This window comes from Marinimicrobium sp. ARAG 43.8 (genome assembly GCF_050113635.1).
In the GTDB taxonomy this organism is placed as follows: domain Bacteria; phylum Pseudomonadota; class Gammaproteobacteria; order Pseudomonadales; family Cellvibrionaceae; genus Marinimicrobium.
In genome coordinates, this window is sequence record NZ_JBNJLT010000004.1 from 174,736 (window position 1) to 201,447 (window position 26,712).

The 26,712-nt window shown below is 57.2% G+C and carries 23 protein-coding genes; 17 read left to right on the forward strand and 6 right to left on the reverse strand.

Annotated elements, in window-relative coordinates; genetic code table 11:
* Positions 1–4: 4 nt before the first annotated feature.
* The 10 genes from ACQCLF_RS09865 (at position 5) to ACQCLF_RS09910 (ending at position 13,759) form a co-directional block, all read left to right on the forward strand.
* Positions 5–397, forward strand: a complete 393-nt coding sequence (locus ACQCLF_RS09865) for a GntR family transcriptional regulator (RefSeq protein WP_426986758.1) — start codon at positions 5–7, stop codon at positions 395–397.
* Positions 394–1,281 carry an ABC transporter ATP-binding protein gene (locus tag ACQCLF_RS09870; protein ID WP_426986760.1) on the forward strand — a complete coding sequence of 296 codons (888 nt, stop codon included), beginning with the start codon at positions 394–396 and terminating at the stop codon, positions 1,279–1,281. Before ACQCLF_RS09865 ends, ACQCLF_RS09870 begins: the two co-directional genes overlap by 4 nt.
* Entirely contained in the window at positions 1,278–2,246 is a 969-nt protein-coding gene (locus ACQCLF_RS09875) for a hypothetical protein (RefSeq protein WP_426986762.1), read from the forward strand. Before ACQCLF_RS09870 ends, ACQCLF_RS09875 begins: the two co-directional genes overlap by 4 nt.
* A gap of 57 nt (positions 2,247–2,303) precedes the next feature.
* Complete coding sequence (locus ACQCLF_RS09880) at positions 2,304–3,557, forward strand: efflux RND transporter periplasmic adaptor subunit (RefSeq protein ID WP_426986764.1); 1,254 nt, start codon at positions 2,304–2,306, stop codon at positions 3,555–3,557.
* Positions 3,554–6,721: an efflux RND transporter permease subunit gene (locus ACQCLF_RS09885; protein ID WP_426986766.1), complete on the forward strand. Its 3,168-nt coding sequence runs from the start codon at positions 3,554–3,556 to the stop codon at positions 6,719–6,721. Before ACQCLF_RS09880 ends, ACQCLF_RS09885 begins: the two co-directional genes overlap by 4 nt.
* Complete coding sequence (locus tag ACQCLF_RS09890; RefSeq protein ID WP_426986768.1) at positions 6,705–7,037, forward strand: DUF3144 domain-containing protein; 333 nt, start codon at positions 6,705–6,707, stop codon at positions 7,035–7,037. Before ACQCLF_RS09885 ends, ACQCLF_RS09890 begins: the two co-directional genes overlap by 17 nt.
* 190 nt (positions 7,038–7,227) lie before the next feature.
* A complete protein-coding gene (locus tag ACQCLF_RS09895) occupies positions 7,228–8,214 on the forward strand; it encodes a lipid A deacylase LpxR family protein (RefSeq protein ID WP_426986770.1) in 987 nt (328 codons plus the stop codon).
* A gap of 111 nt (positions 8,215–8,325) precedes the next feature.
* Positions 8,326–9,588 (forward strand): glycosyltransferase family 4 protein, encoded by a 1,263-nt coding sequence (locus ACQCLF_RS09900; RefSeq protein WP_426986772.1) that lies wholly within the window; start codon positions 8,326–8,328, stop codon positions 9,586–9,588.
* Between the two features lie 270 nt (positions 9,589–9,858).
* Positions 9,859–11,406, forward strand: coding sequence for a pectate lyase family protein (locus ACQCLF_RS09905; RefSeq protein ID WP_426986774.1), 1,548 nt, complete (start codon positions 9,859–9,861; stop codon positions 11,404–11,406).
* 295 nt (positions 11,407–11,701) lie between these two features.
* Positions 11,702–13,759 carry a pectate lyase gene (locus ACQCLF_RS09910; RefSeq protein WP_426986776.1) on the forward strand — a complete coding sequence of 686 codons (2,058 nt, stop codon included), beginning with the start codon at positions 11,702–11,704 and terminating at the stop codon, positions 13,757–13,759.
* A gap of 157 nt (positions 13,760–13,916) precedes the next feature.
* Here ACQCLF_RS09910 and ACQCLF_RS09915 read toward each other — a convergent pair whose 3' ends face one another.
* From ACQCLF_RS09915 to glyQ, 4 genes are read right to left on the reverse strand one after another with little or no spacing between them, the layout of a single operon-like run.
* Positions 13,917–14,678, reverse strand: coding sequence for a lysophospholipid acyltransferase family protein (locus ACQCLF_RS09915; RefSeq protein ID WP_426986778.1), 762 nt, complete (start codon positions 14,676–14,678; stop codon positions 13,917–13,919).
* A 6-nt stretch (positions 14,679–14,684) separates the two neighbouring features.
* Positions 14,685–15,260: a D-glycero-beta-D-manno-heptose 1,7-bisphosphate 7-phosphatase gene (gene gmhB / locus ACQCLF_RS09920; protein ID WP_426986780.1), complete on the reverse strand. Its 576-nt coding sequence runs from the start codon at positions 15,258–15,260 to the stop codon at positions 14,685–14,687.
* 50 nt (positions 15,261–15,310) lie between these two features.
* Positions 15,311–17,386 carry a glycine--tRNA ligase subunit beta gene (gene glyS / locus ACQCLF_RS09925; RefSeq protein ID WP_426986782.1) on the reverse strand — a complete coding sequence of 692 codons (2,076 nt, stop codon included), beginning with the start codon at positions 17,384–17,386 and terminating at the stop codon, positions 15,311–15,313.
* The gene (glyQ, locus tag ACQCLF_RS09930) at positions 17,383–18,369 is read right to left on the reverse strand and encodes a glycine--tRNA ligase subunit alpha (RefSeq protein WP_426987075.1); all 987 of its coding nucleotides are present in this window, start codon (positions 18,367–18,369) and stop codon (positions 17,383–17,385) included. The genes glyS and glyQ overlap by 4 nt, the downstream gene beginning before the upstream one ends.
* Before the next feature lie 231 nt (positions 18,370–18,600).
* Here glyQ and ACQCLF_RS09935 point away from each other — a divergent pair, with 231 nt between their 5' ends.
* From ACQCLF_RS09935 to ACQCLF_RS09955, 5 genes are all read left to right on the forward strand, one after another.
* Positions 18,601–19,482: a lysophospholipid acyltransferase family protein gene (locus ACQCLF_RS09935; RefSeq protein WP_426986784.1), complete on the forward strand. Its 882-nt coding sequence runs from the start codon at positions 18,601–18,603 to the stop codon at positions 19,480–19,482.
* 94 nt (positions 19,483–19,576) lie between these two features.
* Complete coding sequence (locus ACQCLF_RS09940) at positions 19,577–20,467, forward strand: ATP-dependent zinc protease family protein (RefSeq protein ID WP_426986786.1); 891 nt, start codon at positions 19,577–19,579, stop codon at positions 20,465–20,467.
* Positions 20,464–22,008, forward strand: a complete 1,545-nt coding sequence (locus ACQCLF_RS09945; protein ID WP_426986788.1) for an inactive transglutaminase family protein — start codon at positions 20,464–20,466, stop codon at positions 22,006–22,008. Before ACQCLF_RS09940 ends, ACQCLF_RS09945 begins: the two co-directional genes overlap by 4 nt.
* Positions 22,005–23,009 carry an alpha-L-glutamate ligase-like protein gene (locus ACQCLF_RS09950; protein WP_426986790.1) on the forward strand — a complete coding sequence of 335 codons (1,005 nt, stop codon included), beginning with the start codon at positions 22,005–22,007 and terminating at the stop codon, positions 23,007–23,009. Before ACQCLF_RS09945 ends, ACQCLF_RS09950 begins: the two co-directional genes overlap by 4 nt.
* Before the next feature lie 103 nt (positions 23,010–23,112).
* Complete coding sequence (locus ACQCLF_RS09955) at positions 23,113–24,009, forward strand: chemotaxis protein (protein WP_426986792.1); 897 nt, start codon at positions 23,113–23,115, stop codon at positions 24,007–24,009.
* 20 nt (positions 24,010–24,029) lie between these two features.
* Here ACQCLF_RS09955 and ACQCLF_RS09960 read toward each other — a convergent pair whose 3' ends face one another.
* A complete protein-coding gene (locus tag ACQCLF_RS09960; RefSeq protein ID WP_426986794.1) occupies positions 24,030–24,308 on the reverse strand; it encodes a hypothetical protein in 279 nt (92 codons plus the stop codon).
* 164 nt (positions 24,309–24,472) lie between these two features.
* Between ACQCLF_RS09960 and ACQCLF_RS09965 the strand changes: the two genes are divergently transcribed.
* Positions 24,473–24,871 carry a helix-turn-helix domain-containing protein gene (locus tag ACQCLF_RS09965; RefSeq protein ID WP_426986796.1) on the forward strand — a complete coding sequence of 133 codons (399 nt, stop codon included), beginning with the start codon at positions 24,473–24,475 and terminating at the stop codon, positions 24,869–24,871.
* 21 nt (positions 24,872–24,892) lie between these two features.
* On the opposite strand, the gene ACQCLF_RS09970 is transcribed toward ACQCLF_RS09965, so the two are convergent.
* Entirely contained in the window at positions 24,893–25,276 is a 384-nt protein-coding gene (locus tag ACQCLF_RS09970; protein WP_426986798.1) for a RidA family protein, read from the reverse strand.
* Positions 25,277–25,512: 236 nt separating this feature from the next.
* Here ACQCLF_RS09970 and ACQCLF_RS09975 point away from each other — a divergent pair, with 236 nt between their 5' ends.
* On the forward strand, positions 25,513–26,712 hold the full coding sequence (locus ACQCLF_RS09975; RefSeq protein WP_426986800.1) for an MFS transporter: 1,200 nt from the start codon (positions 25,513–25,515) through the stop codon (positions 26,710–26,712).

A 26,712-nucleotide genomic window follows, 5' to 3' on the forward strand; every position in this document is an offset into this window, starting at 1 on the left:
CCTTTTGACCATTATCTGGACTGACAATCAGCCGATTTATCGCCAGCTTTACGAGCGCATCGTGCTGTTGATTCTGCGTGGGGAAGTGGCGGAAGGCGAACCGTTGCCATCGGTGCGCCAGCTGGCCGCGGACTACCAGATCAACCACTTGACGGTCGCCAAGGCTTATCAGCTTCTGGTGGATGAGGCGGTCGTGGAAAAACGGCGCGGGCTGGGGATGTTTGTGCTGGACGGCGCCCGCGAGCGCCTTCTGGGCCGAGAGCGGGCGGATTTACTGGATCGGGAATTACCGGATCTGGTGACGCGCGCGCGCGCGCTGGGAATACGCCCGGCCGCTCTAAAAGATGCGTTGGCCACGCTGTGTGGCGAAGACTCTGGAAAGGAGGAACGTGAATGACAGCCGTTATTGAAGCGCGTGGTCTGCGCAAGGCTTATGGCGGGAAAGCGGTGCTGAAAGGGGTGGATTTGACGCTGCAGCCGGGTCGGATTATGGGGCTGATCGGCCCCAACGGCGCTGGCAAAACCACGCTACTCAAAGGCATTCTTGGTCTGGCGGAGATGGAGGGTCATCTGGAAGTGCTGGGCCTGAACCCCCGAAAGCAGCGCACACGCTTAATGGAAAGCGTGTCCTTTATCGCGGACACGGCGATTTTGCCGCGCTGGCTTAAGGTCAGCGAGGCGCTGGCCTACCTGGAGGGGGTTCATCCCAGGTTTGACCGCACTCGCGCCGAGGGTTTTCTGGCCAATACGAACATCTCGCGCCAGAGCCGGGTGGGAGAACTCTCCAAGGGCATGATGACGCAGCTGCACCTGGCGTTGATCATGGCCATTGACAGCCGCTTGCTGGTGCTCGATGAACCGACACTGGGGTTGGATATTCTTTACCGCAAGCGTTTTTACACCAGTTTGCTGAACGATTATTTCGATGAGGACAAAACCATTCTGATTACGACGCATCAGGTGGAGGAGATTGAGCACTTGCTCACGGATGTGATGTTTATCGGTGACGGCGAGATTCGGCTCAACCGTTCGATGGCGGATATTGAGCAGAGTTTCGTTGAGCTCAGCGTGGGGCGTGAACGATTGGACGAGGCGCTGGCCTTGGGTCCCATGCACCGACGTGCCCGGCTCGGTGGAGAAATTCTGCTGTATAAAGGCGTCGCAGCGGAGCGTTTAGCGCCTTTGGGTGAGGTGGGTACACCTTCCTTGACCGATCTGTTTGTCGCGCACCTGGACGATACAGCGGCGAAACCGTTGGCGGATGGGAGGGGAGCGCCATGAGTCGGTTGAATAATCATTCCTGGTTCAATGCACTGTGTCGGCGCTCGCTGGTGACCCAGTATCGGCGGGAATTCTGGGAAGCTCGCGGCAGTTTTCTGAAAACACCGCTATGGATCGCTGTGGTGGTGGCTGCCCTGTTGATTATGGCCATAGCGAGTTCCGGGCTGGAGTTGAACCGGGCACTGGACCAGTTGCGAGCTACACCCGAGGAGCTTCAACAGCTTGAGGGTGGTGCTGATTTGATGCGTGCGCTGGTGCGCGGCGACTTGTTCGGCAGTCACCCAAAACTGTTGCGAACCGCGCTGCTGGGGATTGGAGTGCCCTTCGTTCTGGTATTGTTGCTGGTCAGCCAGACCTATTTGTTGAGCTGCCTGAACCAGGATCGGCGTGATCGCAGCATTCTGTTCTGGAAATCCCTGCCGGTGTCAGAGACCAGTGTGGTGCTGACCAAACTCGGTTTCGGGGTGTTGGTGGGACCGGCGGTGTTCATTGCCGCTTCATTGGTGGTCGGTTTGCTGCATCTGCTGATGCTGGTGGGCTATGTGAGCTGGCAGTTGGGGGTGGACCTGCCTAACCTGGGTGTGCTGCTGGTTACTTTTTTGGGGCACGGCGCGGGATTGGTGTCGGGTTGGCTGCTGTTCTCACTGTGGTTTCTGCCGTTGTCCGCCTGGTTGCTGTTAGCGTCGGCGTGGTCGCGTAAATCGCCTTTCCTGATGGCGGCGCTGCTTCCGTTGTGCCTGGTGGTGGTCGAGCTGTGGCTGCTGCACAGTGGGCACTTCTGGGGCGCGATTAGCCGCGCCGGGCACCGTGCCATGGATGTTCTGGTTCGTTCCCAGATTCAGCCGGATCAATGGGTAACGCTGTGGGCGGATACTCTGACAGACCCTGCGCTGTGGTTGGGTCTTCTGGTTTCCGGAATCCTGACGGGCCTTGCTGTGTGGCGTAGAAATAATCATTATGAATGAAGGCTTGCGGTGGCAAGCCTTACTGGCGTCTTGACTCAATAATAAGGAGACTGTTCGTTGAAACCATTGAACGCGTTGCGGCGTATTCCACTGGCCGTGGTGATCGTGATTATCGGTGTAGTGGGCTTTGTGGCGTTAATGACACTCAAGCCTCGCCCGGAACCCCATCCGGAAACGGAGCCCCCTAAACCCACGGTGAACGTGGTGCCAGTGGAACTGGAGGATCGTGCGCTGAGCGTGGTGACGCAGGGAACGGTGGAACCTCGTCGGCAAATCCAGCTGGTAAGCCAGGTAGCGGGCCAGATCGTGGAGACAGCCTCGGACTTCGCAGATGGGGGGCGTTTTGCGCAGGGTGACTGGCTTGTGCGTCTGGACCCCAGGGATTATCGCCACGCGTTGGCCAGTGCGAATGCCCAGCTTCGGGAGGCCGAGCGCGTACTGGCCGAAGAACGCGGGCGAGCACGCCAGGCCGAGCGGGAGTGGCGAGATTTGGAGAATGAAGCGGCTAACGATCTGTTTCTGCGGCGCCCTCAAATTGCCTCTGCCGAGGCTTCCCTCGCGGCCGCTCGCGCTGAGCGTGACCAGAGGCAATTGGACCTTGAGCGTTCGGAAATCCGTGCGCCGTTTGATGGCCGGATCCGCGAAACCCTTGCGGATCTTGGTCAGTATGTGGCGCCGGGGACCGCCGTGGCCGAGCTATACGACGACGCCGTGGCTCAGATCCGTCTGCCGCTGACCGACGATCAATCCGCGCTGCTGGATCTGCCGCTGGGTCGTAAGATTGCCCCCGACGATCAGCCGGTGGTGACGTTCACCGGACACACCTTGGGTGAAACTTACGAGTGGCGCGGTCGGCTCGTGCGCACTGAAGCCAGCCTCGACCCCCAGTCCCGGGTATTGCACGCCATTGCCGAAATCCCCGAGCCTTTTAATGCAAAGCGCCATCCGGCCCCTCTGCTGATGGGTACTTTCGTCAGTGCGGAGATTGAAGGCCGCTCGTTGCAGCGTATTGCGGCGCTGCCCTTAACGGCGGTTTTTCAGCGCGATCATCTGTACGCGCTGGATGACGAGCAACAGGTCGTGGAAAAGCGAGTGCGCGTGCTCAAAGTGGACGGTGATCGAATCTGGGTGCGCGGCGATTTGCGCGACGGGGAGCGGGTCATCATTGATCGCCAGGGCTATGTGAGCCCGGGCGTCGCGGTCGCGCTGGCAACAGACGCCGAGGAAGCACCGGCGGCGGAGGGCGGTGCCGATGCGCCCGCCGAACCGGCCTCCAGCGAAGAGGCAGACGACCTTGAGGCTGCGCCATGAACCGCTGGATTCAATGGTTCGTCGAGAACCGCGTAGCGGCCAACCTGTTGATGGTGATGATCTTTTTGGGAGCGCTGGTAAGCACCGGCAAGCTCGACAAGGAGGTGTTCCCGACCGTCTCCCTCGACATGATCGAAGTATCCATGAGCTACCCTGGAGCCGGCCCCTCGGAGGTGGAAGAGCAGGTGGCCATCCGGATTGAGGAGGCCATTGCCGACATCGATGGGATCGAGGAAATCACCTCGCAGTCCAATCAGGGCTACGGCACGGTGACCGCTGAGGTGGTGGAGGGATACGACGCGCAGCGAGTGCTGAATGATATCAAGACCCGCGTAGATGCCATCAACACCTTCCCCGGTGATGTGGAGCGACCCGTAGTGCGCCAGATCGTGGGTCGCAGCTACTTGGCGGCGCTGGCTCTCTATGGCGATGTCAGCGAAGGCGTTCTGAAAGAAACCGGCTGGCGGGTGCGCAATGAGCTGACCTTACTCGACGGGGTCACCTATGCCGAGTTGAACGGGACGCGTCCTTACGAAATGGGCATTGAAGTCTCGGAAGTGGATATGCGTCGCTACGGTCTGAGTTTTGGGCAGGTGGCCCAGGCGATAGCCTCGTCTTCCCTGAATGTACCGGCCGGTACCATCCGGGCTCACGGCGGCGATATTCAGATTCAAACCCGCAACCAGGCTTACACGGCAACGGACTTCGGAAGCATTCCGGTGATTACCAGTGCCGATGGCACGCGCGTACTGCTGAAAGATGTGGCCACCATTAGGGACGGCTTTGAGGACTGGAGCGTATTCGCCCAGTACAACGGCAAGCCCGCCGTCTTTATGGATTTGTACATCACCGAGAACCCGGACATCGTCGCTTCGGCGGAGCAGGTCGAGGCCTACATCGAGCGTACCCAGAAGCTGTTGCCCCCCGGCCTGACACTGGAAGTGTGGCGGGATATGTCCTCGCTGTACGAAAGCCGTCTGAACCTGCTGATGGAAAACGCGTTTACCGGTCTGTTACTGGTCTTTGTGGTGCTGATGTTGTTCCTTCGACCGGTGCTGGCCGCCTGGGTATGCGTGGGTATTGCCACCGCCTTTGCCGGTGCCATTTGGCTGCTGCCGTACACAGGCGTCAGCGTCAACATGATCTCGCTGTTCGCGTTCCTGTTGGTTCTGGGCATTGTAGTTGATGACGCCATTATTGTGGGGGAGAGTATTTACACGCGCCATCAACAGGGACTCAAAGGCATGGCGGGTGCTGCCAGTGGCACAAAGCTGGTGGCCGTGCCGGTCTTTCTGGCTGTTATCAGCACCATGATCTTTTTCGCGCCCATGTTGTCCATTCCCGGACCCATGGGGACCGTCACGTTCGCCATTCCGGTGGTGGTAATCCTGTGTTTGCTGTTCTCTCTGGTTGAAAGCCTGCTGATTCTGCCCACCCACCTTTCCCACCTGAAACCGGAACGCGAAAGTCGTAATCCGATGCTCCGTCGGCTGACGCGCGCCCGACAATCGGTGGCCGACAGCCTGGACTGGTTTGCTGATCGGATCTATCTGCGGGCGCTCAATCGCCTGCTGACGCACAAGGTGGCGACGCTTGCGGGCTTTTCCGTGGCGTTTTTTCTCTCGCTGGCGGTGTTTGTTGGCGGCTGGCTGGTGGTCAGTTTTATGCCCATGGTGCCGTCGGATTATTTGGAAGCGCGGGTGACGCTGCCCGAGGGAACGCCCTTTCATGAAACGCGGCGCATCATGCGGCAAGTGGAGTCAGCGGCACTGCAACTGGAAACCGATGAACGCCTGACAGCGGAAGGCGACCAGGATTTTATCGATGGTATCCAAACCTGGGCCTGGAACAACAATATCTACATCGCCGTGGGACTGTCGGACGCTGAAAACCGTGAAATCGGCAGTCCAGCGGTGAGTCAGCGGTGGCGAGAACTCATAGGTGATATCCCCGAAGCCAAGGAGTATCGGCTGGACTTCACGATTAATGCAGCGGGCGATGACATTAACCTGAACCTGAGCATTTCGGATAACGATCTGGACGCTCAGCGCCGGGCGGCAGAAACCGTCAGCCGGGCACTGGCGAGCTTTGCCGGTGTGTATGACGTGGAGAACACCATTGAAGATGCACGTCCTGAGATCAACATCCGCCTCAAGCCGCAGGCCGATTCTTTGGGAGTGACGCTCGGTCAAGTAGCCGAGCAGGTCCGGCAGGCGTTTTATGGCGCCGAAGTGCAGCGTATTCCCAGAGGGATTGAAGATGTCCGGGTGCTGGTTCGATATCCGCAAAGTGAGCGCCGCCATGTGTCCCAGCTGGATCGTATGCGCATCCGGCTGCCGGACGGCACTCAGGTCCCTCTGCAGGAAGTGGCGGAAATCGACTTCACGCCCGGTTACACCTCCATTCAGAGACGCGATCGCAAACGGACTATTGGTATCCGGGCGAGCGTTGACGAAGGGGAAGACGCCAACGCTATTGTGGGGGAGCTGTTGCGTCGCAACCTGCCCGACTGGCAAAGGCAGTTCCCCGGCTTGACGTTGGCGCCGGATGGCAATATGCAGGATCAGGCCGACTTTATGGCCTCGCTCAGCAAGAACTTCTTATTAGCGGTATTGCTGATTTACGGATTGATGGCCGTTAACTTCCGCTCCTATTGGCAGCCTATCGTGATTCTGACCGCCATTCCTTTCGGGTTCATGGGGGCGATTGTCGGTCATCTGGTGATGGGGCGGGAGATCAGCATGCTCTCCATGCTCGGCTTTATTGCCTGTGCCGGTGTGGTGGTCAATGACAACCTGGTATTGCTTGACCGTATCAACACCCTTCGACAACAAGGACTTGCGGTATTGGATGCTGTCATTCAGGCGGGTCGGGACCGTTTCCGGGCCATTGTTCTGACCTCGGTGACGACCTTTATCGGCCTGATGCCGATTATGGCTGAGCAAAGTGTGCAGGCGCGGTTTCTGATCCCTATGGTCATCTCTCTGGCGTTTGGGGTACTCTTTGCCACCGCTGTGACTCTCATTCTGGTGCCTACGCTGTACTTGACGGCGGATCGCTTCGGTCACCGTTGGAAAGCATGGCGGACCTGGCGCCGTCGGGCTCGTTCCCGTTCACATTCCCGTTCGGACCCTACTGGAGACGTACATGACCCAATCGCGTGATGAAGAAGCCTTCTGGGCGCTGGTGGATCACTTTATCGAACAGGCGAATGAAGCCGTTGGAGAGGCGCAAGATCCCGCCCTGGTGTCCGCCGCTCTGCTCCAGGCCAGCGCTCGTTTCAATGCCTTTGTGGTGGCAGCGTCCTCGATTGACCGCAAGGAGTACACGGAAGAAATGGCTCCGGCGCTGGACTTTCTGTCCAATCAATTTCGGGAACAGTTGGCTTCTGACTTGGAAGATTACCGAGAGCATTACAAGGTCTATATCACCAAGGAGCGTCCCGGTGATGAAGACCTTGATAGTGATCTGCTTCATTGAAACGGTCGAATAACCAAGGACAATCCCTGAGACTCTGCCCGGGAAATTTCCTGAGACTGTGATAGTCTGGCCACCTCCCTTCGAGGTGGTGGCCGCCCATCTGTGGCCCCGGTACGGGGAGCCCCTTCCATAAACCCCGTCTATTCTCACCGGTGTGTTCGGTGTTATGCGACGATGTTGGAGCTGTCGAATGCGCGTCTGTCTGTTTGCCTTTTCCGCCGCCTTGCTGGTGAGTGTATCTTCTGCCCGGGCCGGGGATATTGACTGGTTTACGGGGGTTTGGCACAACGATTTATTTGCCGGCTCCGACGGGGGCGGCTACACCAACGGTCTGTATCTATCCTGGTTCGACCTGTCGGATACCCACCCGGATCATTACGGAACGCCCTGGTTGACACGCCCGTTCGAAAGCTGGCTAATGCCTGAAGCCGAAGGCAATCTTGAAGTCAGTGCTTACACACTCGGCCAGGCAATGATGACGCCAAAGGATATTGAGAAAGTGGTGCCGGATGAAGATGATGCCCCCTACGCGGGCCTGTTGCAGCTTCGCTCCGCGTATACCGTGGTGGGCAAGGATGTCGCCGATACCCTGTCGGTGACGGTGGGTATTGTAGGGCCGTCGTCGGGTGCGGAAGAGGTGCAGCGTGCGGTTCACCGTATGGTGGGCGCCACGGAACCGCGGGGCTGGGATTACCAGATCAAAGACGAGCCCGTCGGGCAAATTGAGCGAATTCGTGTGTGGCGCTTTGGTCCGGCGCCCACCGAAGAGCCGCACTTGGACTTGTTGCTCATCGGCAGTGGTTCACTCGGTAACCTTGAGAGTTCAGCGGGCTCAGCGATGCTGGTGCGGTTCGGGACACGGCTTGATCGCAGCTTTGGCACGGCTTCGCAGCTGGTGGGCCGCGTGAGCAATCCGATGGCGATTGACGGTGGCTGGAACGTGTATCTTGGGGCCAGTGCGACCTATGTATACAACCAGATATTCATCAGCGGTGGCGGTCTGCGCTCCGGTCAGAGTGCTGATCTTCGGCACGATCAGTACGCGACCTACGCCGGATTCTCATACTCCTGGAGCCGTTTAAGCGTGTCATTCAGCTTCGTGGCCAATACCAATCTGGATAAAAACGCCAGTGCCAGGCAGAAGTTTGGCACCTTGCAGCTGGGCTGGAAATTTTAACCCGTTTTCATGCAGCACCCCTCCCCCTTGCGGCACCTCATCGTAATCGGCAGTGTTTGGCCGGAGCCCGCCTCTTCCGCGGCGGGTTCCCGGCTGTGCCAGCTGCTGGCGATGTTCCAGATAATGCGCTGGCGCATTACCTTTGCCAGTGCCGCGCAATACTCAGAGCACGGCGTGGACTTGGCGGCCATGGGGGTGGCGCAGGCGCGCATCGCACTCAACGATTCAAGCTTTGATGACTGGCTGGCCCAACAGGCGCCTGACGCGGTGATGTTCGATCGCTTTATGACCGAGGAGCAATTTGGCTGGCGGGTGGAACGCACCTGTCCGGAGGCGATGCGATTGCTGGATACCGAAGACTTGCACAGTCTTCGTGCGATCCGCGGGGAACGGTTAAGAAAACACCAGCAAGCCTATACGGGTATCGTGGAGCGACACCGTGTGGGACCCGTGCTGGAAGCACCGGATGCGCTGTTTGACGAAATGATGCAAAGCGATATCGCTCAGCGTGAACTGGCGTCGATCTATCGCAGCGACCTCAGCTTGATGATCTCTCCATTTGAAATGAGGTTGCTTCAACAGTGGTTCGGAGTGCCCGCCTCGCTGCTGTGTTATTTGCCGTTACTGGCCGAGCCGCCAGACGCTGCGGACGAGGACCGTCCAGCGAGCCTGCTACCGGATTTTGAGGAACGGCGTCACTTTATCAGTATGGGTAATTTTCGCCATGCGCCCAATTGGGACGCGGTGCTGTGGTTGAAACATCAATTGTGGCCCGCGATTCGTGCCCGACTTCCGGCGGCCGAACTGCATGTCTACGGCGCTTATCCGCCGCCCAAAGCCACGGCATTGAATCAGCCCAAACAGGGTTTTTTGGTGAAGGGCTGGGCGCCAGACGCGCTGGCCGTTATGCGATCTTCGCGCGTGTGCCTGGCACCATTGCGGTTTGGTGCCGGGCAGAAAGGCAAACTGCTTGACGCCATGATGACGGGCACACCGAGTGTGACCACCTCGCTTGGGGCGGAGGGGATGGGAGAAGCCCCGACCTGGCCGGGTATTGTGGCAGACAATGCCGACGCGTTGGTCGAGGCAGCGGTTACCCTGTATGAGGACGTCGAGCTATGGTCGGCGTCTCAGGCCCGTGCCGCGACAATGCTTCGCGAGCGGTTTGCCGCCCCACCTCATCGTGCGAATCTCGCCTCCTGCGTCGCCGCCGTCATGGCCGATTTAGAGAAACATCGCCGCCACAATGTGGTGGGCACGTTGCTTCGTCACCAGCAACACCGAAGCACTCAGTATATGAGTCAGTGGATTGAAGTGAAAAACCGCCACCAGCAACTAAAAAATCGTTACCGGCACTTGGACAACCCCTCCTGATTACCGCCGCGCGCCGGCTTGAGAGTCGCGCTCGGCGTTTCCGTTTCTTAATAGCATGTCGCCGTCATATTGCAAATCCATCTAAACAACAATGAAAAATGCGTCCCTATTGGGATCGGTGCGGTTGACTGTTGATTTTTGAGAGCTGTGTCGCAAGTCGCCTTAAAATTCTTGTGCTTGAATGAAGTGGGTCGTGAGAGACAGGAGCTATACGTAGGGAAACACACAGCCTGAACCAAAAAATCATAATGTTAATGAAAGGTTATCACCATGAAGATCATCAACCCCAACCGGCATTTGCGCCGGATTCTTGCTATTGCCGTGTGCAGTACCCTATGTTCCTTCCACTCCCTGGCTCATGCTGATCTGGGCAGCAATCTTGCGCTCAGCGGTGGCGCCGATGGTTCCAGCAAAGGCGGTGGCACCAGTTATGGCAATGTTGTCGATGGTGACTTGTCCAGTTACTGGCAGCCCAACGGGACCAGCGGTGAGCGGATCGGCGTGAAGAATTTCTACGGAACCTTCAACACCGTGATCATTCGGGAATTGAATGCGGTCACCACCAGCTGGCGACTGGAAAATCACGACACTGGCGAAGTGTTGGCCTCCGGATCGTCGCTTGGCTCGGAGCGCGTGATCAGCGGTTTTGGCGATCAGCAAATGTACAAAGTGAATCTGGTTATTGAAAGCGCCAACAGCGCACCGCAAATCGCGGAATTTGAAATCTACAATGACAGCGGCTCGGGAAGCTCCTCTTCCAGCAGCTCTTCGTCGTCCAGCAACTCGTCGTCGTCCAGCTCTTCCTTCTCTTCATCGAGCTCTTCCTCCAGTAGCTCTTCCACACCGGGTACGCCGGGCATGGTGCTTTCCTGTCAGGAGGCGAATACGGTGCGCGGCTTTGCCTCCATGGGTGGTGGCACCACTGGCGGCGCCGGAGGTGATGTCGTTACCGTGTCCACCGGCACACAGCTGGAAGATGCCTTGAGTAATAAAGGCAGCAATCCGCTGACGATTTATGTGAACGGCACGATCACGCCTGGAAACTCCAGCGGCAGTAAATTTGATATCAAGGATATGGATGATGTTTCCATCATCGGCGTTGGCAATAACGCGCTGTTCGATGGCATTGGTATTAAAATCTGGCGTGCCAACAATGTGATTGTGCGCAACGTTACTATGCGTTATGTCCGCATCGGTGATAAGGATCACATCACCATCGATGGGCCGTCCAGCAATGTCTGGATCGATCACAATACCTTCTACAATTCTCTGGATGTGGATAAGGACTACTACGACGAGCTGGTCAGCGGTAAAAACAATATCGACAACATCACCATCAGTTACAACATACTGCGCGATAGCTGGAAAACCTCGCTGTGGGGCAGTAGCGATGGCGATGATTCCCATCGGCGTGTGACGTTCTGGGGCAACCATTGGGAGAATGCCAACTCGCGCTTGCCGCTGTTCCGGTTTGGGGAAGGTCACGTAGTGAATAATTTTTACGACGGTGTGCTGAGCACCGGTATTAATTCCCGTATGGGCGCGACCATTCGCATTGAAGGCAATGTGTTCGAGAATGCCCAGAACCCAATTGTGTCGTTCTACAGCAGTGATATTGGTTACTGGGATGTTCAGGACAACATATTCAATAATGTGACGTGGCAGAGTGGCGACGGCGTGACGGCCGGACCCAATGTGCAATCCACGGTTAGTTATACCCCACCCTATGGTTACAATCGCCTGCCGGCCTCGGACGCCAAGGCGCATGTACTGGCCAATGCCGGTGCTGATGTAATCAGCAACTGCGTAGCGCCTTAACACTTCGGCTATCCATTAAGAACGGTTCAGGTTGAATCCCGCTGGCATTATTGTCAGCGGGATTTTTTATAGCGGTTGCAGCAACTCGCTATGAGAAAAGCGCCGGCCCCCTACATTAGAAAACCTGATAATAAAGGCATCTGCCATTTCAAATCGCTCTAGCACGGCCCCTCAAATGAGATGAAATTCACTTTTTAGGCGTGGAATGTGTGATTGAATCAGCTCGCTGAGAGATGGGGAGTCGTTCGGAAAGGATACCTAAAAAATCATAAACATTGACAATAAGGTAAGTCTAATGAAGATCATCAACCCTCCTGGACGTATCACCCGATACGTCTCTACGCTGTTTTGTGCTTCTCTGTTCAGTGCCGGTGTGGCCTACGCCGATCTCGGTCCCAATTTGGCTTTGGGGGCTGGCGCGGATGGCTCCAGTAAAGGCGGTGGCTCCAGTTACGGTAACGTCATTGACGGCAACTTATCGAGCTATTGGCAGCCGAGCGGCACTAACAATGAACGCATTGGCGTCAAGAATATCGGGGCCAGTTTCAACACTGTGATCATTCGTGAACTCAATGGCACGACGACCAGTTGGAGACTGGAGGACCACGATACTGGAACGGTATTCGCCTCTGGCTCATCCCTTGGAAGCGAGCGAATTATTTCCGGCTTCGGCGACCAAAACGTGTACAAGGTTAACCTGGTTATCGAGAGCGCTTCCAGTGCGCCACAAATCAGTGAGTTCGAGGTGTACTACGAGACCGGCGGTGGCAGCTCCAGCAGTGAATCCTCCAGCAGCGAAAGCAGCTCATCACAAAGCTCATCCCAGAGCAGCAGTGAAAGCAGCTCGGAAAGCTCTTCATCCAGCAGCGATTCTTCACAGAGCAATTCGTCTTCCAGTAGCAGCTCCAGCAGCGTTGGATTCCCGGATTACTCCGGTCCGATCAGTAATGACTGCGTAGACCTTGCTACAGACCCGACGGTCAACTGGTACGATACCTCGTTGCAAACAGACCAGGAAATTGTTGAATGTCTGGCGCAAACGCTGGGCCGGGCTGTCGGTTATGGCGAGAATGCGCTTGGGGGATATGATCCAAATGGCAACAGCCAGTTAACGGTCATCACCAAAAGCGACAGTACCTCGGTGGAACAGCAGATTCTGGATGCCATCAGTGATGATGATCATAACTGGATTGTTTTCGACAAGAATGACTTTGCCAGCGATTCCGAAATTGGCATGTATCGCTTGCAATGCAGCGAACCGGATGTGTTAAGTGCGATTGGCGGTACCGAGGCAGAGTGTATCGATTACCGCCAGTGGTGCGACAACAACGGATACAGCGATGATATTCAGTGCCTGGAAGAATTCTTCAATGATCGTCTGGATGACAAAGACTTGCCAATCCGTAACCCGGTCATCGGTTCCAACACAACGCTCGATGGTCGAATGAGCAACGCCTATTTCCGCTTCAGCGGTTTTGCGATTGGCAAAGACAGCTCCGGGCAGGCCACGCAAACAGCGAACAGTGTTATCTTGACTCATCTGGATTTCCGGGGCGCTGGCCACACGGAAGACCATGGGTTGGACCCGGATATGATTCGCTCTACCGGTGAATCCCACGATATCTGGATTCACAAGAATACCTTCGACCTCACGGGTGATTCCGCGTTTGATGTGAAAGTTGGCGCATACGATATCACCATGTCATTCAACCGGGTGGTGGATGTAAAGCGGTCTACTCTTCACGGTTCCAGTGACAGCCGTACCATTAACGAAAGCATCACGACAACCATGCACCACAATGCCTTCGTGACCCGCGATGATCTCTACTTTGAGTTCGGTAATACGGCGCGGCGTGTACCGCTGTTGCGTCGTGGTACATCGCATATGTTCAACAACGTTTTCGTGAACTATCGCAAAGACATCTTCAGCGTGCGAGTCGGTGGTACGTTATTGTGGGAAGACAACGCCATTGTCGTGAACGAAGCCTTCCAGGAAAAAGACGATATCAACGATGCCTTGGCCGAATTGCAGGGTAACCTGACCCGCGATATTCGCAGCAACAGTAATTATCGCGGTGATGGCGTCTACCTGTGGTTCGGCAATTCGGCCTGTGATGTGAATGCAGCGACGCAAACCCAACTCACCGATGCCGGTGGCAGTGTCGCTGATCTATCGCAGCAATACACCGCGGATTCTCGCTCCACCATCAACGAATTCCGTCTGAACGCCGGGCAGGACCTGATTGATTACGTGAGCGCCACAGCGGGCAAGTACGGACAGCTGCCCTTCAACTCGCCACTAGCAGGTGATATTTACTACGTATTGAGTCTGGGCAAGGTGCCCTGTCAGTAAGACACGCTATTGGCACGAACCGCATAAGACGGGGATACCATTATGAGGCCGTTACCCGCCTGGATGGCGGGTAACCCGAGCCCCCATGGATGGGTTCACGGCGTGCCTCATAATGGTATCCCCGTCTTATGCACTCCCAGTGTGGCAGTGAAGGTCGCTACTCTTTCAACCAGGGACGTTGACCGTCCCTGCGGCCCGCGGGTAATTGGGCGGCGGTGGTTTCAATCCATTCCTTGACCTCTTCGGTCAGCTGCTTGCGGTCCTTGCCGTCGCTGTCGATCGGTTCGCCGATCACAATGGTGATCGTGCCGGGATATTTCAGGAATTGTTTGTGAGGCCAGCACTCGGCGGCGTTGTGGGCGACGGGAATCACTGGTCGACCAGCGGCGCAAGCAATGTCGGCCCCGCTACGCGCATAGTTTACGACTTCGCCCGGCAGTGTTCGGGTGCCTTCCGGAAAAATCAGTACGCTGTTGCCGTTATTTAACGCCTGCACACCTTTGGTTTTGACCTCTCGCAAGGCCTTGGTTTTATTGCGCCGGTCAATGGCAATAGGCTTCAACGCTGCGAGGCCCCAGCCAAAGAAAGGAATGCGCAGCAATTCTTTTTTCAGGATAGTCGACATCGGCTGAAACAACAGCTGCAAATACAGGGTTTCCCAGACGCACTGGTGTTTGGACATGATCACATAAGGCTGTCGCTCTTTATGTACATGACCACGCATTTCAATGCGAACGCCGCAGCACAGGCGCAGCCATAGCATTACAAAGCGATTCCACTGGTTAATCAGCCGGTAACGCTGCGGATAAGGCAGCAGTGGCCAGATCAGAGAGCTCAGCGTGCCGAAAATAACACCCGAGCCAAAGTAGCCGATGTTAAACAGGGCGGCCCGGATGTAGAGAAAACAACAATACAACACAGTGCGTTATCCCAGGTCAGAGGCGTCAGCGTTACTCAGCAAGGCATCCGCCGCTGAGGCGAGGTCATCAAACCGTAACAGATCGGCCAATGTATGTTCGTCAAAGTGATCGGCCAGGGTGGCCTCGGTAGTGGCGCCCCGCCCGGTTCGCACGAGGCAGGGGCGACAGCCTTTGGCAAGCGCTGCCTGAAGATCCTTGAGGTTGTCCCCAATAAACCAGGTGCCCTGCACTGAAGTATTGAACTCCGCTTCCATAGCGTCGAGCATGCCGGTACGCGGTTTACGGCATTTACAGTCGTCGTCCGGGTGATGAGGGCAGTAGAAAATAGCTTCTAGCTTGCCGCCATGCTCCTCTACCAGAGCCGATAGTTTGGCATGCATCGCCTCCAGATCATCCAGATCAAAGAGGCCGCGTGCGAGGCCGGACTGGTTGGTGGCCACCACGGGCGTGAAGCCGGCGCGACTGAGCCGGGCGATGGCTTCGATGCTGCCGGGGATAGGCTGACACTCGTCGGCAGACCGGATGTAGTCACCGGCGTCTTCATTGATCACGCCATCCCGGTCCAGAATGATCAGTTTCATGGCGGTGCTCCCTTATTGGGTACGACAGCAAATGGGTACGACAATAAACGTTAGCTTTTACTGGGCGCCAACAGTGAAACATCAGCGACGGCCAGGAACAGATCACCCAGTTGGCGCAGTAACGCCAGGCGGTTATTGCGCAACGGTTCGTTGTCAGCGTTGACCATGACCTGATCAAAAAAGCGGTCCACGGGTTCCTGCAAATCAGCCAGCTGGGTCAACGCTTCAGTGTAGGTGCGCTGCTTGAACAGTGGCGTGACCTGTTGAGTTTTGGTGGCCACGGCTTCGGCCAGTGCCTGTTCTGCGGCTTCTTGCAGTAACTGGGGATCGACCGATGCGGCACCGCCATCCGACTTGCTCAGAATGTTGGCTACCCGTTTATTGGCGGCGGCCAATGCCTGTGCCTGGGGCAACTGGTAGAACTCGTGAACGGCTTTGACGCGTCGGTCAATATCCAGCGGATTGGTCACCTGACGGGCACTGACGGCGAGAAACACCTCGACGGGAATGCCCAGGTCCTCATACCAGGCACGGAAGCGCTCCAGCATGTAATCCAGAATGCGATCCACCAGACCGTCGGTATCGGTCAGGCCGGTGTGTTGCATGACGGCACTTTCCAGAAGCTGGCGTAAATCCAGATCCAGGCCTTTATCCACCAGCAAACGCAGTACACCAAGGCTGGCGCGACGCAGGGCAAAGGGATCTTTTGAACCGGTGGGCTGCTGGCCGATACCGAAAATGCCGGTAATGGTATCCAGGCGGTCCGCCAGCGCGATGATGGCGCCCGTGGTGGAGGTGGGCAGTGCATCGCCGGCAAAGCGCGGCTGGTACTGTTCCTGCATCGCGAGGGCGACGTCATTGGGCTCGCCATCATTGCGGGCGTAATAGTAGCCCGCAATACCCTGCATGTTGTCGAACTCCAGCACCATTTCGGTGACCAGGTCGGATTTGCACAGCTGTCCGGCGCGCTCGGCCAGTGCTGTATCGACACCGAGTTCGGCGGCAATGTGTTTGGCCAGGGCAGCAATGCGCTCGGTTTTCTCGAAAAGACTGCCCAGTTGCTTTTGAAACACAATGGACTTGAGCGCGTCGCGGCGACTTTCCAGGCTGTGCTTCAGGTCGGTTTCGAAAAAGAAAGCGGCGTCCGACAAGCGCGGGCGGATCACCCGCTCGTTCCCGTCGATCACCTGAGCCGGGTCTTCGCTTTCGAGGTTGGCCACGGTGATGAAGTGCGGCATCAACTGGCCGTTGCTATCCACCACATGAAAATATTTCTGATGCTCTTTCATCGAGGCGATCAGCGCTTCGGCGGGCACGGAAAGGAACCGCTCTTCAAAGTTACCCAGCAACGCCACCGGCCACTCTACCAGCGCGGTCACTTCATCGAGCAATTCGTTATCAATAACAGCGGTGCCGTTGACGGCTTTCGCCTCGGCCTCTACCTGTTCGCGAATCAATTGGCGGCGCGCGTCCCTGTCGGCCAGCACGTAACCGGTGGACGCCAGCGTTTCCAGGTAGTCGTGCGGGCTGAACAGCTCGATATCACGGTTGTAGTGGAAACGGTGGCCGCGTGTCTGACGACCGGCTTGCAGGCCGAGTACGCTTGCGTCTACCACTTGCTCCCCATAAAGCATGACCAGCCAGTGAACCGGGCGGACAAACTCGGTGCGGCTTGCGCCCCAGCGCATGCGCTTGGCGATAGGCAGCTTGCCCAAGGCGTCGTTGACAATGCCGCCGAGCAATTCGGTCACGGACTGACCGCCGGCGCGAGTACGGGCCACCAGCTTGTCAGCCTTGCCGTCGTTCTCAGTGGCCAGCTCACTGACGCTGAGGCCGTTTTTGGCGGCGAAGGCTTCGGCGGCCTTGGTTGGCTGGCCCTCTGCGTCAAAGGCGATTTTGGCGGGTGGACCCCAGGTGAGCACTTCGCGCACGGGGGTTTGCTCGGCCAACTCTCTGACCAGTATCGCCAGGCGGCGCGGACTGGCGTAGGCATGCAGAGAGTCGTAGGCAAGATCCTGTGACGCCAGGCCTTGGGCAACGCCATCGCGCAGCGCGTTCATCAGGGTTTTCAGAGCTTTGGGGGGCAGTTCTTCGGTGCCCAGTTCAAACAAAAAATCGGCGCTCATGACTTGTCTCCCTCGGCGGCGGCGAGAAGTTCGTTGCGTAATGCGTCGGGGGCCAGCGGGAAGCCGAGCGATTTGCGCGTATCGAAATAGGCTTGCGCCACGGCTCTTGCCAGGGTGCGCACGCGAAGAATGAAGCGCTGGCGCTCGGTCACGGAAATGGCGTGGCGGGCGTCCAGCAGGTTGAAAGCGTGTGACGCTTTCATGACCATTTCATACGCGGGCAGCGGCAGGCCCTGTTCAATCAGGCGGGTGCTCTCGCGTTCGTAAACATCAAAACTGTGGAACAGAAACTCGGTGTCGGCCTGCTCGAAATTATAGTGAGACATTTCCACTTCATTTTGATGAAACACATCCCCGTACGTGACCTTGTCGCCCGCCGGGTTAATGGTCCACACCAGATCGAAGATGGAGTCCACGCCCTGCAGATACATGGCGATTCGCTCCAGGCCATACGTGATCTCCCCGGTGACCGGGTAACACTCCAGGCCGCCAGCCTGTTGGAAATAGGTAAACTGGGTGACTTCCATGCCGTTCAGCCACACTTCCCAGCCCAGGCCCCAGGCGCCGAGTGTCGGAGACTCCCAGTTGTCTTCCACAAAGCGGATGTCATGCACCGCCGGATCAATGCCCAGTTCCCTCAGGGAGCCCAGATACAGTTCCTGAATATCCGTGGGAGAGGGTTTCATGACCACTTGGAACTGATAATAGTGCTGCAAGCGGTTGGGGTTTTCACCGTAGCGTCCATCGGTGGGGCGGCGGCACGGTTGCACATAGGCCGCGTTCCAGGTTTCCGGGCCAATCGCGCGCAGGAACGTGGACGGGTGAAAGGTGCCAGCGCCAACTTCCATATCCAGAGGCTGCAGAATCACACAACCCTGGCGGGCCCAGTACGACTGCAGGGCGAGAATCAGCCCCTGAAAGGTTCCTATATCGGGGCGTTCGGCGGTTTGGCTGTCGGTCACGAGGATGTTGCCTCCCAGCATGGGGTCGAAAAATTGATTGGGCACCGGCAGTGCACAAAACCGGCGATTATACCGGTAGAAGGGGGTGGATTGGTACGGCTGGCGTTCAGTCCGGACGCATTTTCCCGTAAACTGCTCCAGAAGTTGACGTCTCCTTCGGTTTCTGGAGAAGCCGTGGTGGATTTTTGCCGTTGGGGCTCACTCTGAACAGCCTTGGAGCTGTGTGACGAGAGGGCTGGGAGGACAGCAGGATTGAAAGAAACACTGGCGCTTGGGCTGCTGAAATTGATCGGTGCGTTGCCGTTGGGTGTGGGGCGCGCTATGGGTGCCACTGTGGGCTGGATGACTTGGCTCTCCAGTGGGCGTTCAGCGCGTATTACCCGGCAGAATCTGGCGCACTGCCAGCCGCACATCACGGGGCGGGCCCGCGAGCGACTGGTGCGCCAAAGCCTGACAGAAACGGGCAAAACGGCCGCGGAAGCAGCCGCCGTGTGGCGGCATTCCTGGCCTTGGCTTCAACGCCGTATTCGGGGTGTGGAAGGTGATGAAGCACTAAAAGCGGCACTGGCAGAGGGCCGGGGTGTGTTGGTGTTGGCGCCGCACCTGGGCAACTGGGAGGTGGTGGCCCCGTTTCTGGCCAGCTATGCCCGCCTGACGGCGCTCTATCAGCCTCCTCGCCAGCCGGGTCTGGACAAATTGGTGCTGGTCGGGCGCAGTAAACCCAACATTGATATGGCACCAACCAATCGTCGTGGTGTCAGTCAGTTACTGAAGGCGTTGCAACGCGGTGAGATCGTGGGCATTTTGCCCGATCAAGTGCCTGAGGTTGGCAATGGTGCCGAGGTGGCTCCCTTTTTTCGCCAGCCGGCGCTAACCATGACGCTGGTGCACAGTTTGATTCAGCGCACGGGTTGTCGAGTGGTCAGTGTATTTGCGCAACGCGTGCCGAAAGGCTTTAAAATGGTCGTTTTGCCAGCCGATGAACGTATATACGATGACGACGTGGTGACATCAGTGACCGGTCTGAATCGAAGTGTTGAGGATTGTGTGCTGCGTGCGCCAGTACAGTACCAGTGGGAATACAAGCGGTTTCGCCGCTTGCCCGATGGCTACCAGGATCCTTATCAACAATAGGTTTACATTTATTGACGGAAGTTCTTTGGGCCGCTTTGCCCAGGCGTTTCCGGTGTAAGTTACACTAGCTGACTGACAAATTTTGGAAGGAAATATGGTGAGTTGCCCCCTGAATACCTCCTGGATGAACCTCATTCGTAGAATTCGCGTGAAAGCGGTGTTTAGAAAATCCGTTTGGGTCGTTGCCGCGGCGACTGTGCTTTCCGCTTGCAGCAGTGGCCATGTTCTGGTGAAAAAGTCGGATATGGAGGCGGCCAATCAGTGCCTGCTCTCTCAGCAAAAGCGTGATGAAAGCCTTGTTCGTCAACAGGAGCAGATGGCGGAAACCCTCTCGCTGTTACAAAAAACCGTAGAAATGCAACAACAGGGCGATACCGCTCTGCGCGATTTTATCCAGGTGGCCCGCCAGGGGCTGGATGATGAGCCAGGGCAGCTGCGCTGCCCGCCCGCCAGCACTGGCCAGGGTGTGAGCGGTAACCAGAATGTCCTGGATAAAAAAATTGTGGGTGCTACCGAGCGTGTGCTGTTGACCGATCTGGGGATTGTGCTGCAATCCCGGGTGGACACTGGGGCAACCACTTCGTCACTGGATGCGCGCGATATTGAGATTTTCGAGCGCAACGGCGAGGAATGGGTCCGCTTTAAAATTCAGGACCCGGATATGGAGGAGCTGGTGGAACTGGAGCGTCCGCGCTCTCGCAAGGTACGCATCGTTCAGGCCAACAGTGAAGAGACGGAAAGTCGGCCTGTAGTGGAAATGCGCATTACCATGGGCTCTTTAACCCAGATGGCGGAGTTCACGCTCTCGGATCGCAGCCACATGGAGTACCCCATGTTGATTGGCCGCAATATTTTGCGGGACCTGATGCTGGTGGATGTCGCTCAGGATAATGTCACTGAGCCACAATCGCCCACGTCGGCCACCAGCCGTAATAGCAGCAGTAGCCGCAACGACAACCCGGCTGACGAGAGCGACTCAGAATGACTCAGTCGCGCGCGCCTTTTTACCTGATTGTTATCGGCCTGGTGGTTGCCGGTCTGTTGACGGCCTGGGCGCGGCACCATGAAATGGAGCTGCCCTTTCTTCCAGGAGAACAGCGGCCGGTATGGCTGGTGGAGGCGAGGGTCGATTTCGAGGCGGCGGAAGGTCAGGTGCTGGTCAGTCTCGACCTGCCGGACCGTCCGCCGGGCTTCCGGCTATATACCGAGCACGCCACGTCGCCGGGATACGGATTTTCCATCATCGAGCAAAGCGGTGATCGCCGGGGTGAATGGTCCAAGCGCAGTGCGGCCGGGGAGCAAACGCTCTATTACAAAGCGCAGTTTATTGCGGGGGTTCCCGAGCGCGAACCGTTGCTTGACGATCGGGAAGAAGAGGCGCCGAGGGCCCGGTCTTTATACTGGGAAGAACCGCAGGATACGGCGGCGGACCAACTGCTCTCCCAGGCATTGGAGACCTCCAGCAGCACGGAGAGCTTGACCCGGGAACTGATTAAGCGTCTGAACAATCCCTCCAGTGACCAGAATGCCGCTTTGCTGATCGAGGAAGTCGGCAGCCCTTCCCTGCTGTTAGAGCGCTTGCTGAATGAAGCCGATATCCCCGCCAGGCAGGTGATGGGCTTGCGCCTTGAAGATGCCCGACGGCGTCAGGTGTTGGCACCGATGGTGGAAGCCTACAACGGAGAGGAGTGGGTTCTGTTCGACCCGGCCACGGGTGAGCAGGGCGTACCGGATAATCTGTTGCTCTGGCATCGCGGTGGCGAATCATTACTCGATGTGAGTGGTGGCAGTAATTCTGGAGTGACCTTTTCCATGATCCGCCAGACGGTGCCCGCCGAACAGCTGGCGGCGGCACAGTTCAGTGACAGCCCCTTTGCCCTGCTCGGTGTGCAGCAACTGCCCATCGAGGAGCAGAGCATGTTTAAAATGCTCTTCCTGCTGCCGCTGGGTGCGCTGGTGGTGGTATTTATGCGCATTATCGTGGGGTTGAAAACGTCTGGTACGTTTATGCCGGTACTGATTTCACTGGCCTTCTTGCAAACCTCACTGGTGCCGGGTCTCATTAGTTTCGTGGTGGTGGTGGCCCTGGGCCTGATGCTGCGAACCTATCTGTCGTATTTGAATCTGCTGCTGGTTTCGCGAATAGCGACGCTGGTGGTGCTGGTGGTTTTCATGATCTCCATGCTGAGCCTGCTCGGGTATCAGTTGGGCTTTAGCGCTGGGATGACCATCACCTTCTTCCCGATGATTATTATCGCCTGGACCATCGAAAGGATGTCGATTCTGTGGGAAGAGGAAGGGCCGCGTGAGGTCGTGGTGCAGGGCGGTGGCAGTTTGCTGGTGGCGGTGCTCGCTTATTTGATGATGAAGCTGCCGGTGGCCAATCACTTGAGCTTTAATTTCCCGGAGCTGAATCTGGTGATCCTCGCGTTGATCATGTTGATGGGTCAATACACGGGTTACAAACTGTCCGAGTTGCGCCGTTTCCGTTCGATGGAAGCGGTAATGGAGGATAAGCAGCCGTGAAATGGGTGACTCCGTGGGCGCTTAAGCGTATGGGCATTCTGGGAATGAACGCTCGCAACCACGACTTTATTGGTCGTTACAATGCACGGCACCTCTACCCTCTGGTGGATGACAAGCTGAAAACCAAGCTGCTTACCGAAGAGTATGGCCTCGCCACGCCTGCCCTGCGGTTTGTGGTTTCACAGCAGCATGCCATCAACCATATTGAACAGCAGTTATTTGATCTGGATGGCTTTGCGATCAAACCCGCAAAAGGCTCGGGCGGCAAGGGTATTCTGGTGATTGTTGGTCGCCACGGTGATAAGTTCATCAAACCCTCGGGAGCGGAAATCGGTATTGAGGAAATCCGTCGTCATATGTCCAATACGCTGGCGGGTTTGTATTCTCTCGGCGGCAAACCGGATGTGGTGATCGTCGAGGACCTGATCGAGTTTGACGATATCTTCGATGGTTATTCCCACGAAGGGGTGCCGGATATCCGCGTGGTGGTGTTCAAAGGTTACCCGGTGATGGCCATGCTGCGCCTGGCCACACACGCGTCGGACGGCAAAGCGAACCTGCACCAGGGCGCGGTGGGCGTAGGGCTGGACATTGCCAGTGGCCGCTGCCGTAAAGCCGTGCAGTTCGGGGCTCCCATTATCCTGCACCCGGATACGCACCGCCCACTCCATGAAATCAAAGTGCCGGACTGGCGTGAAATGCTGGTGTTGGCGTCCCGTTGCTATGAAATGACGGAGCTGGGTTATATCGGGACCGATATCGTGCTGGATAAAACCCGCGGGCCGCAACTGCTGGAATTGAACGCCCGACCCGGGTTGGCGATCCAGATGGCCAACGGGCTGGGTTTGCTGCCGCGCCTGCGCCATATTGAGACACTTAAGCCGCGGCAGCACAAATCTCCTGAAACCCGCGTAGATTACGTGATGAAGGCGTTTGCTGACACCCGTCTGCAGGCGCAGCATACGGACGGTGGTGAGCCTGCGGTGGGGAACATCGCCTGACGGGCCTCGGCGGCAAAAAATTGTGTTTTGCCCCTTTGGTTTTTGCAGGGTTGGCCGATAACGGTTAACAAATACCCCGACGACCAGACATCGATCCCCGACTATGAACGGTACCGCTCAGCACGTTCAAAAACTTCTCTTATTCCAGTTGACGCCCACGCAGTCTTTCGCGATGGGTACCCTCAAAGTGCGCGAAATCATTCCTTTCACCCGTTTTAATCGGGTAATGAAGGACCACCCGGCCGTGCTGGGCGTGACGACGGTGCGCGGCACCACGCTTCCGGTGATCGATCTGGCTTGTGCCGTTGGCTATCGCCCTCTGACGGAAGAGGAGATGCATAAAGGGTCGATCATCATTACCGACTGCCAGCGTCGGCATATTGGCTTTTTGGTGCGTGGCATCAATCGTATTATGGATGCGGACTGGAAGGCGGTTAAGCCACCGCCGGAAATGCTGGGCACCGGCGCGTTTGTGACCGGGTTATTCATGCATGAAGACCGGGCCGTGCAGTTAATCGACTTGGAGTTGTTGTTCTCACAAATTTATCCCGATCCACCGCGCAGCCGTTATGCAACGCTTACGGATGTGCAGCGTGAATTGTTACGGCCCTTGAACATATTGCTGGTGGATGACTCGCATGTGGCGCGAAAGCAATTGCAGGATGCATTGGACAGCATCAACATTCCTTACCATGTGGTAACGACCGGCGATCAGGCCTTGCAATGGATGCGCGACAGCGCGCAAGCCGGTAATCCCGTGGATATCCTGGTCAGCGACATTGAAATGCCCGGCCTCGATGGTTACGAGCTGGCTTTTCAGGTACGTGATGACAAAACGTTAACCCACAGCTACATTATCCTGCACACCTCGTTGAACAGCGAGATGAGTGTCAGTTATGCGCATCAGGTCGGTGCGAACGAAGCGCTGACCAAATTCGATGCCGAAGAGCTGGTGGTGGCTATGCTGCGAGGCGCAGAGGCACTCGCCAGCCGACAATAATGTGCTCTTGAACATTCCGGTCAGTGCGGACCGACGTGCTTCAGGTCGACGGGTATTTGCGTACGTACACGCTGCAGTCGTTCCCGGAGCTGTTCGATGTACCCTTTAATGGTATCTGAGTAGGCGTGGATGCCGCCCAGGGTGGAGGGATCAATGCAGTCGTCGGTTTTTAACAGCGCAATGACTGCATCGCACAGAAAGGCGCATCGGTCGCCCAGTTCGGCCAGGTCGTCATCCAGGTTGAGCAGATCCAGAGAAGGGTCCTGGGGTACAGGTTGAGGGCTCTTGGCATCCGGCACAGCAGTCCTCCATAGTGCATGGCATAGCGTTTGGTTGCTCCGGCAACGTTGTACCGAGCGGCCAATTACATTATTTATGTTGCTGAAGGCAGCATAGCGGTCGGATAGTATACCCGTCAAGCGCGTATATACGTTTATTTAACCTGTTGAGGGTTTTGATTGTCATGTCCAAACCATTGGTCAATGAATTTGATCGTTATCTTGGAGCCCGTCTACGGAAGCTGCGCCAGCAACAGGGCATTAGCGCGGCCGTACTGGCAGAGGCGGTTGGCTCCACTCAGCAGCAGATATCCCGCTATGAAAATGGTGAAAATAAATTGAGCGCTGTGCAGCTGTATCGCACCGCTCAGTGTTTGAATATGCCGGTGGGCTGGTTTTTCCAGGGGGCGGAGGAGATTGAAAGCACCCCGGCCATCCGCGATGCGGCGGCAGACTACACGTTACCGAAGGATGCGGAGCCTTTGCGGGAAGAGTTGGCGATTTTGCAGCGGGTGTGGCCGCAACTGCCATCGGCGCGGCGGGCAGCAATCCTGCAGCTGATTGACTCGCTGCTGGAGCGCTGACCGCCCGTCGAGGCGGGGTTGTCACAGCACCATGACGCCTTCCGCCTCCACCAAAGCGCCTTTGGGCAACTGGCTGATGCCCACGGCGGCACGCGCCGGGAACGGCTCGCGAAAATACCGCCCCATCACTTCGTTCAAGACCGCGAAATTATCGAGGTCGGTCAGGTACAGGTTCAGTTTGACGATGTGATTCAGGCTGCCGTTGGCGGCCTCACAGACGGCGGCCAGGTTTTTAAACACCTGCTCTGCCTGAGCTTCGAAACCTCCCTCCACCAGGGTCATGGTGCCCGGATCCAGCGGGATCTGGCCGGAGAGGTAAACCGTGTTGTCCACCTTGACGGCCTGGGAATACGTGCCGATGGCTTCGGGCGCATTTTTGGTGTGAATTACGGCGCGATTGGTCATGAATGTACGTCCTTACTCGGCTCGAAAAACCACCAAGTATAGTGGAAGCCTGCCCCTCGGGGCCAGAGAGTGACGGAGCGTCTCGCGCGAAAATCCTGTATACTGCGCCGCAGCTGTGGATTCACACCCCAAATAACCTCTTTCTCCCCACAATCACAATTGACCGACAGCCCGGACCCGGTGCCCTCTGTGGTGACTGTGCCTGTGCTGTTGGCTAAAGGCAATGGTATACCGTTATGACGCCCAGTGCGCCCAAACTGACAAAAGCCCAGATTTGGCTGATTGAAATTGCGCTCGCCGTGGGAGGCTTTGCCATCGGCACCGGTGAGTTTGCGACCATGGGCCTTATGCCCGGCATCGCGGCGGGCATGGGGGTCAGTGAGCCCCAGGTCGGGTATGTGATCAGCGCTTATGCGGCGGGCGTGGTGGTGGGCGCTCCGTTGTTGGCGGTGTTTGGTGCAAGATTGTATCGTCGTCATTTGCTGATTGGTTTGATGGCCTTTTATGCGGTGGCGAACGTGATCAGCGCGCTGGCGCCTAATTACAGTTCACTGATGGTGGCCCGTTTTGTGGCCGGGTTGCCGCACGGGACGTATTTCGGTGTGGCGGCGCTTGTGGTGGCGGATCTGGCCGCTCCCGGGGATCGTGGCAAGGCGGTGAGCCGGGTCATGATTGGCCTGACGTTGGCGGTTCTGGTAGGGAACCCGCTCGCCACCTGGCTGGGGCAGTGGTTCAGCTGGCGTTATGCGTTCGGGCTGGTGGGAGTGATTGCCGTGCTGACGGTCGCCTTGATTGTGATTTACCTTCCGCTTGATCGCAGCCAGCCGAGAAATCGTCCCTCTGCGGAGCTGCGGGCTTTTCACCGCCCAGAGGTGTGGTTGGCACTGATGATTGGCGCGACGGGCTTCGCGGGCGTTTTTTGCGTATTTGCGTACCTGGCGCCGACTCTGTTGCATGTGACCGGGGTGAATCAGGGCTGGATTCCCGTCGCCATGGCGATTTTTGGCGCCGGTGGTTTTTTAGGCAACATTATCGGCGGCTGGCTGTTTGACCGCTTTCAGTTTCGGGCCGTGGGCGGGGCCTTGTTGTGGAGCCTCGTGATATTTCTGCTCTTCCCGTCCTCAACCGGGGAGTTGTGGAGCATTTTAATTATGACCTTTCTGGTCGGTACGGTGGCAATGATGTCTCCGCCGCTGCAAACCCACTTGATGGATGTGGCCGTGGGTGCGCAGACGTTGGCCGCCGCCTCTCATCACGCGGCGTTCAATACCGCCAACGCCATTGGACCCATGCTCGGCGGAATGGCCATTTCCATGGGCTTTGGACGCAGTGTGACGGGTTACGTGGGGGCGGTGACGGCGGTGATTGGGCTGATGTTCTTCGTCTGGGCCTGGCGCCAGGGGCAGGCTCGGTGGACTGGGGCGGAGCACCGCTAA

Bases quoted from the DNA above. Each gene is read 5' to 3' on its own strand.
- ACQCLF_RS09870 (WP_426986760.1), top strand. From the start codon at position 394: ATGACAGCCGTTATTGAAGCGCGTGGTCTGCGCAAGGCTTATGGCGGG.
- ACQCLF_RS09875 (WP_426986762.1), top strand. From the start codon at position 1,278: ATGAGTCGGTTGAATAATCATTCCTGGTTCAATGCACTGTGTCGGCGC.
- ACQCLF_RS09885 (WP_426986766.1), top strand. From the start codon at position 3,554: ATGAACCGCTGGATTCAATGGTTCGTCGAGAACCGCGTAGCGGCCAAC.
- ACQCLF_RS09890 (WP_426986768.1), top strand. From the start codon at position 6,705: ATGACCCAATCGCGTGATGAAGAAGCCTTCTGGGCGCTGGTGGATCAC.
- ACQCLF_RS09895 (WP_426986770.1), top strand. From the start codon at position 7,228: ATGCGCGTCTGTCTGTTTGCCTTTTCCGCCGCCTTGCTGGTGAGTGTA.
- ACQCLF_RS09900 (WP_426986772.1), top strand. From the start codon at position 8,326: ATGTTCCAGATAATGCGCTGGCGCATTACCTTTGCCAGTGCCGCGCAA.
- ACQCLF_RS09905 (WP_426986774.1), top strand. From the start codon at position 9,859: ATGAAGATCATCAACCCCAACCGGCATTTGCGCCGGATTCTTGCTATT.
- ACQCLF_RS09910 (WP_426986776.1), top strand. From the start codon at position 11,702: ATGAAGATCATCAACCCTCCTGGACGTATCACCCGATACGTCTCTACG.
- gmhB (WP_426986780.1), bottom strand. From the start codon at position 15,260: ATGAAACTGATCATTCTGGACCGGGATGGCGTGATCAATGAAGACGCC.
- glyS (WP_426986782.1), bottom strand. From the start codon at position 17,386: ATGAGCGCCGATTTTTTGTTTGAACTGGGCACCGAAGAACTGCCCCCC.
- glyQ (WP_426987075.1), bottom strand. From the start codon at position 18,369: ATGCTGGGAGGCAACATCCTCGTGACCGACAGCCAAACCGCCGAACGC.
- ACQCLF_RS09940 (WP_426986786.1), top strand. From the start codon at position 19,577: ATGGTGAGTTGCCCCCTGAATACCTCCTGGATGAACCTCATTCGTAGA.
- ACQCLF_RS09945 (WP_426986788.1), top strand. From the start codon at position 20,464: ATGACTCAGTCGCGCGCGCCTTTTTACCTGATTGTTATCGGCCTGGTG.
- ACQCLF_RS09955 (WP_426986792.1), top strand. From the start codon at position 23,113: ATGAACGGTACCGCTCAGCACGTTCAAAAACTTCTCTTATTCCAGTTG.
- ACQCLF_RS09965 (WP_426986796.1), top strand. From the start codon at position 24,473: ATGTCCAAACCATTGGTCAATGAATTTGATCGTTATCTTGGAGCCCGT.
- ACQCLF_RS09970 (WP_426986798.1), bottom strand. From the start codon at position 25,276: ATGACCAATCGCGCCGTAATTCACACCAAAAATGCGCCCGAAGCCATC.
- ACQCLF_RS09975 (WP_426986800.1), top strand. From the start codon at position 25,513: ATGACGCCCAGTGCGCCCAAACTGACAAAAGCCCAGATTTGGCTGATT.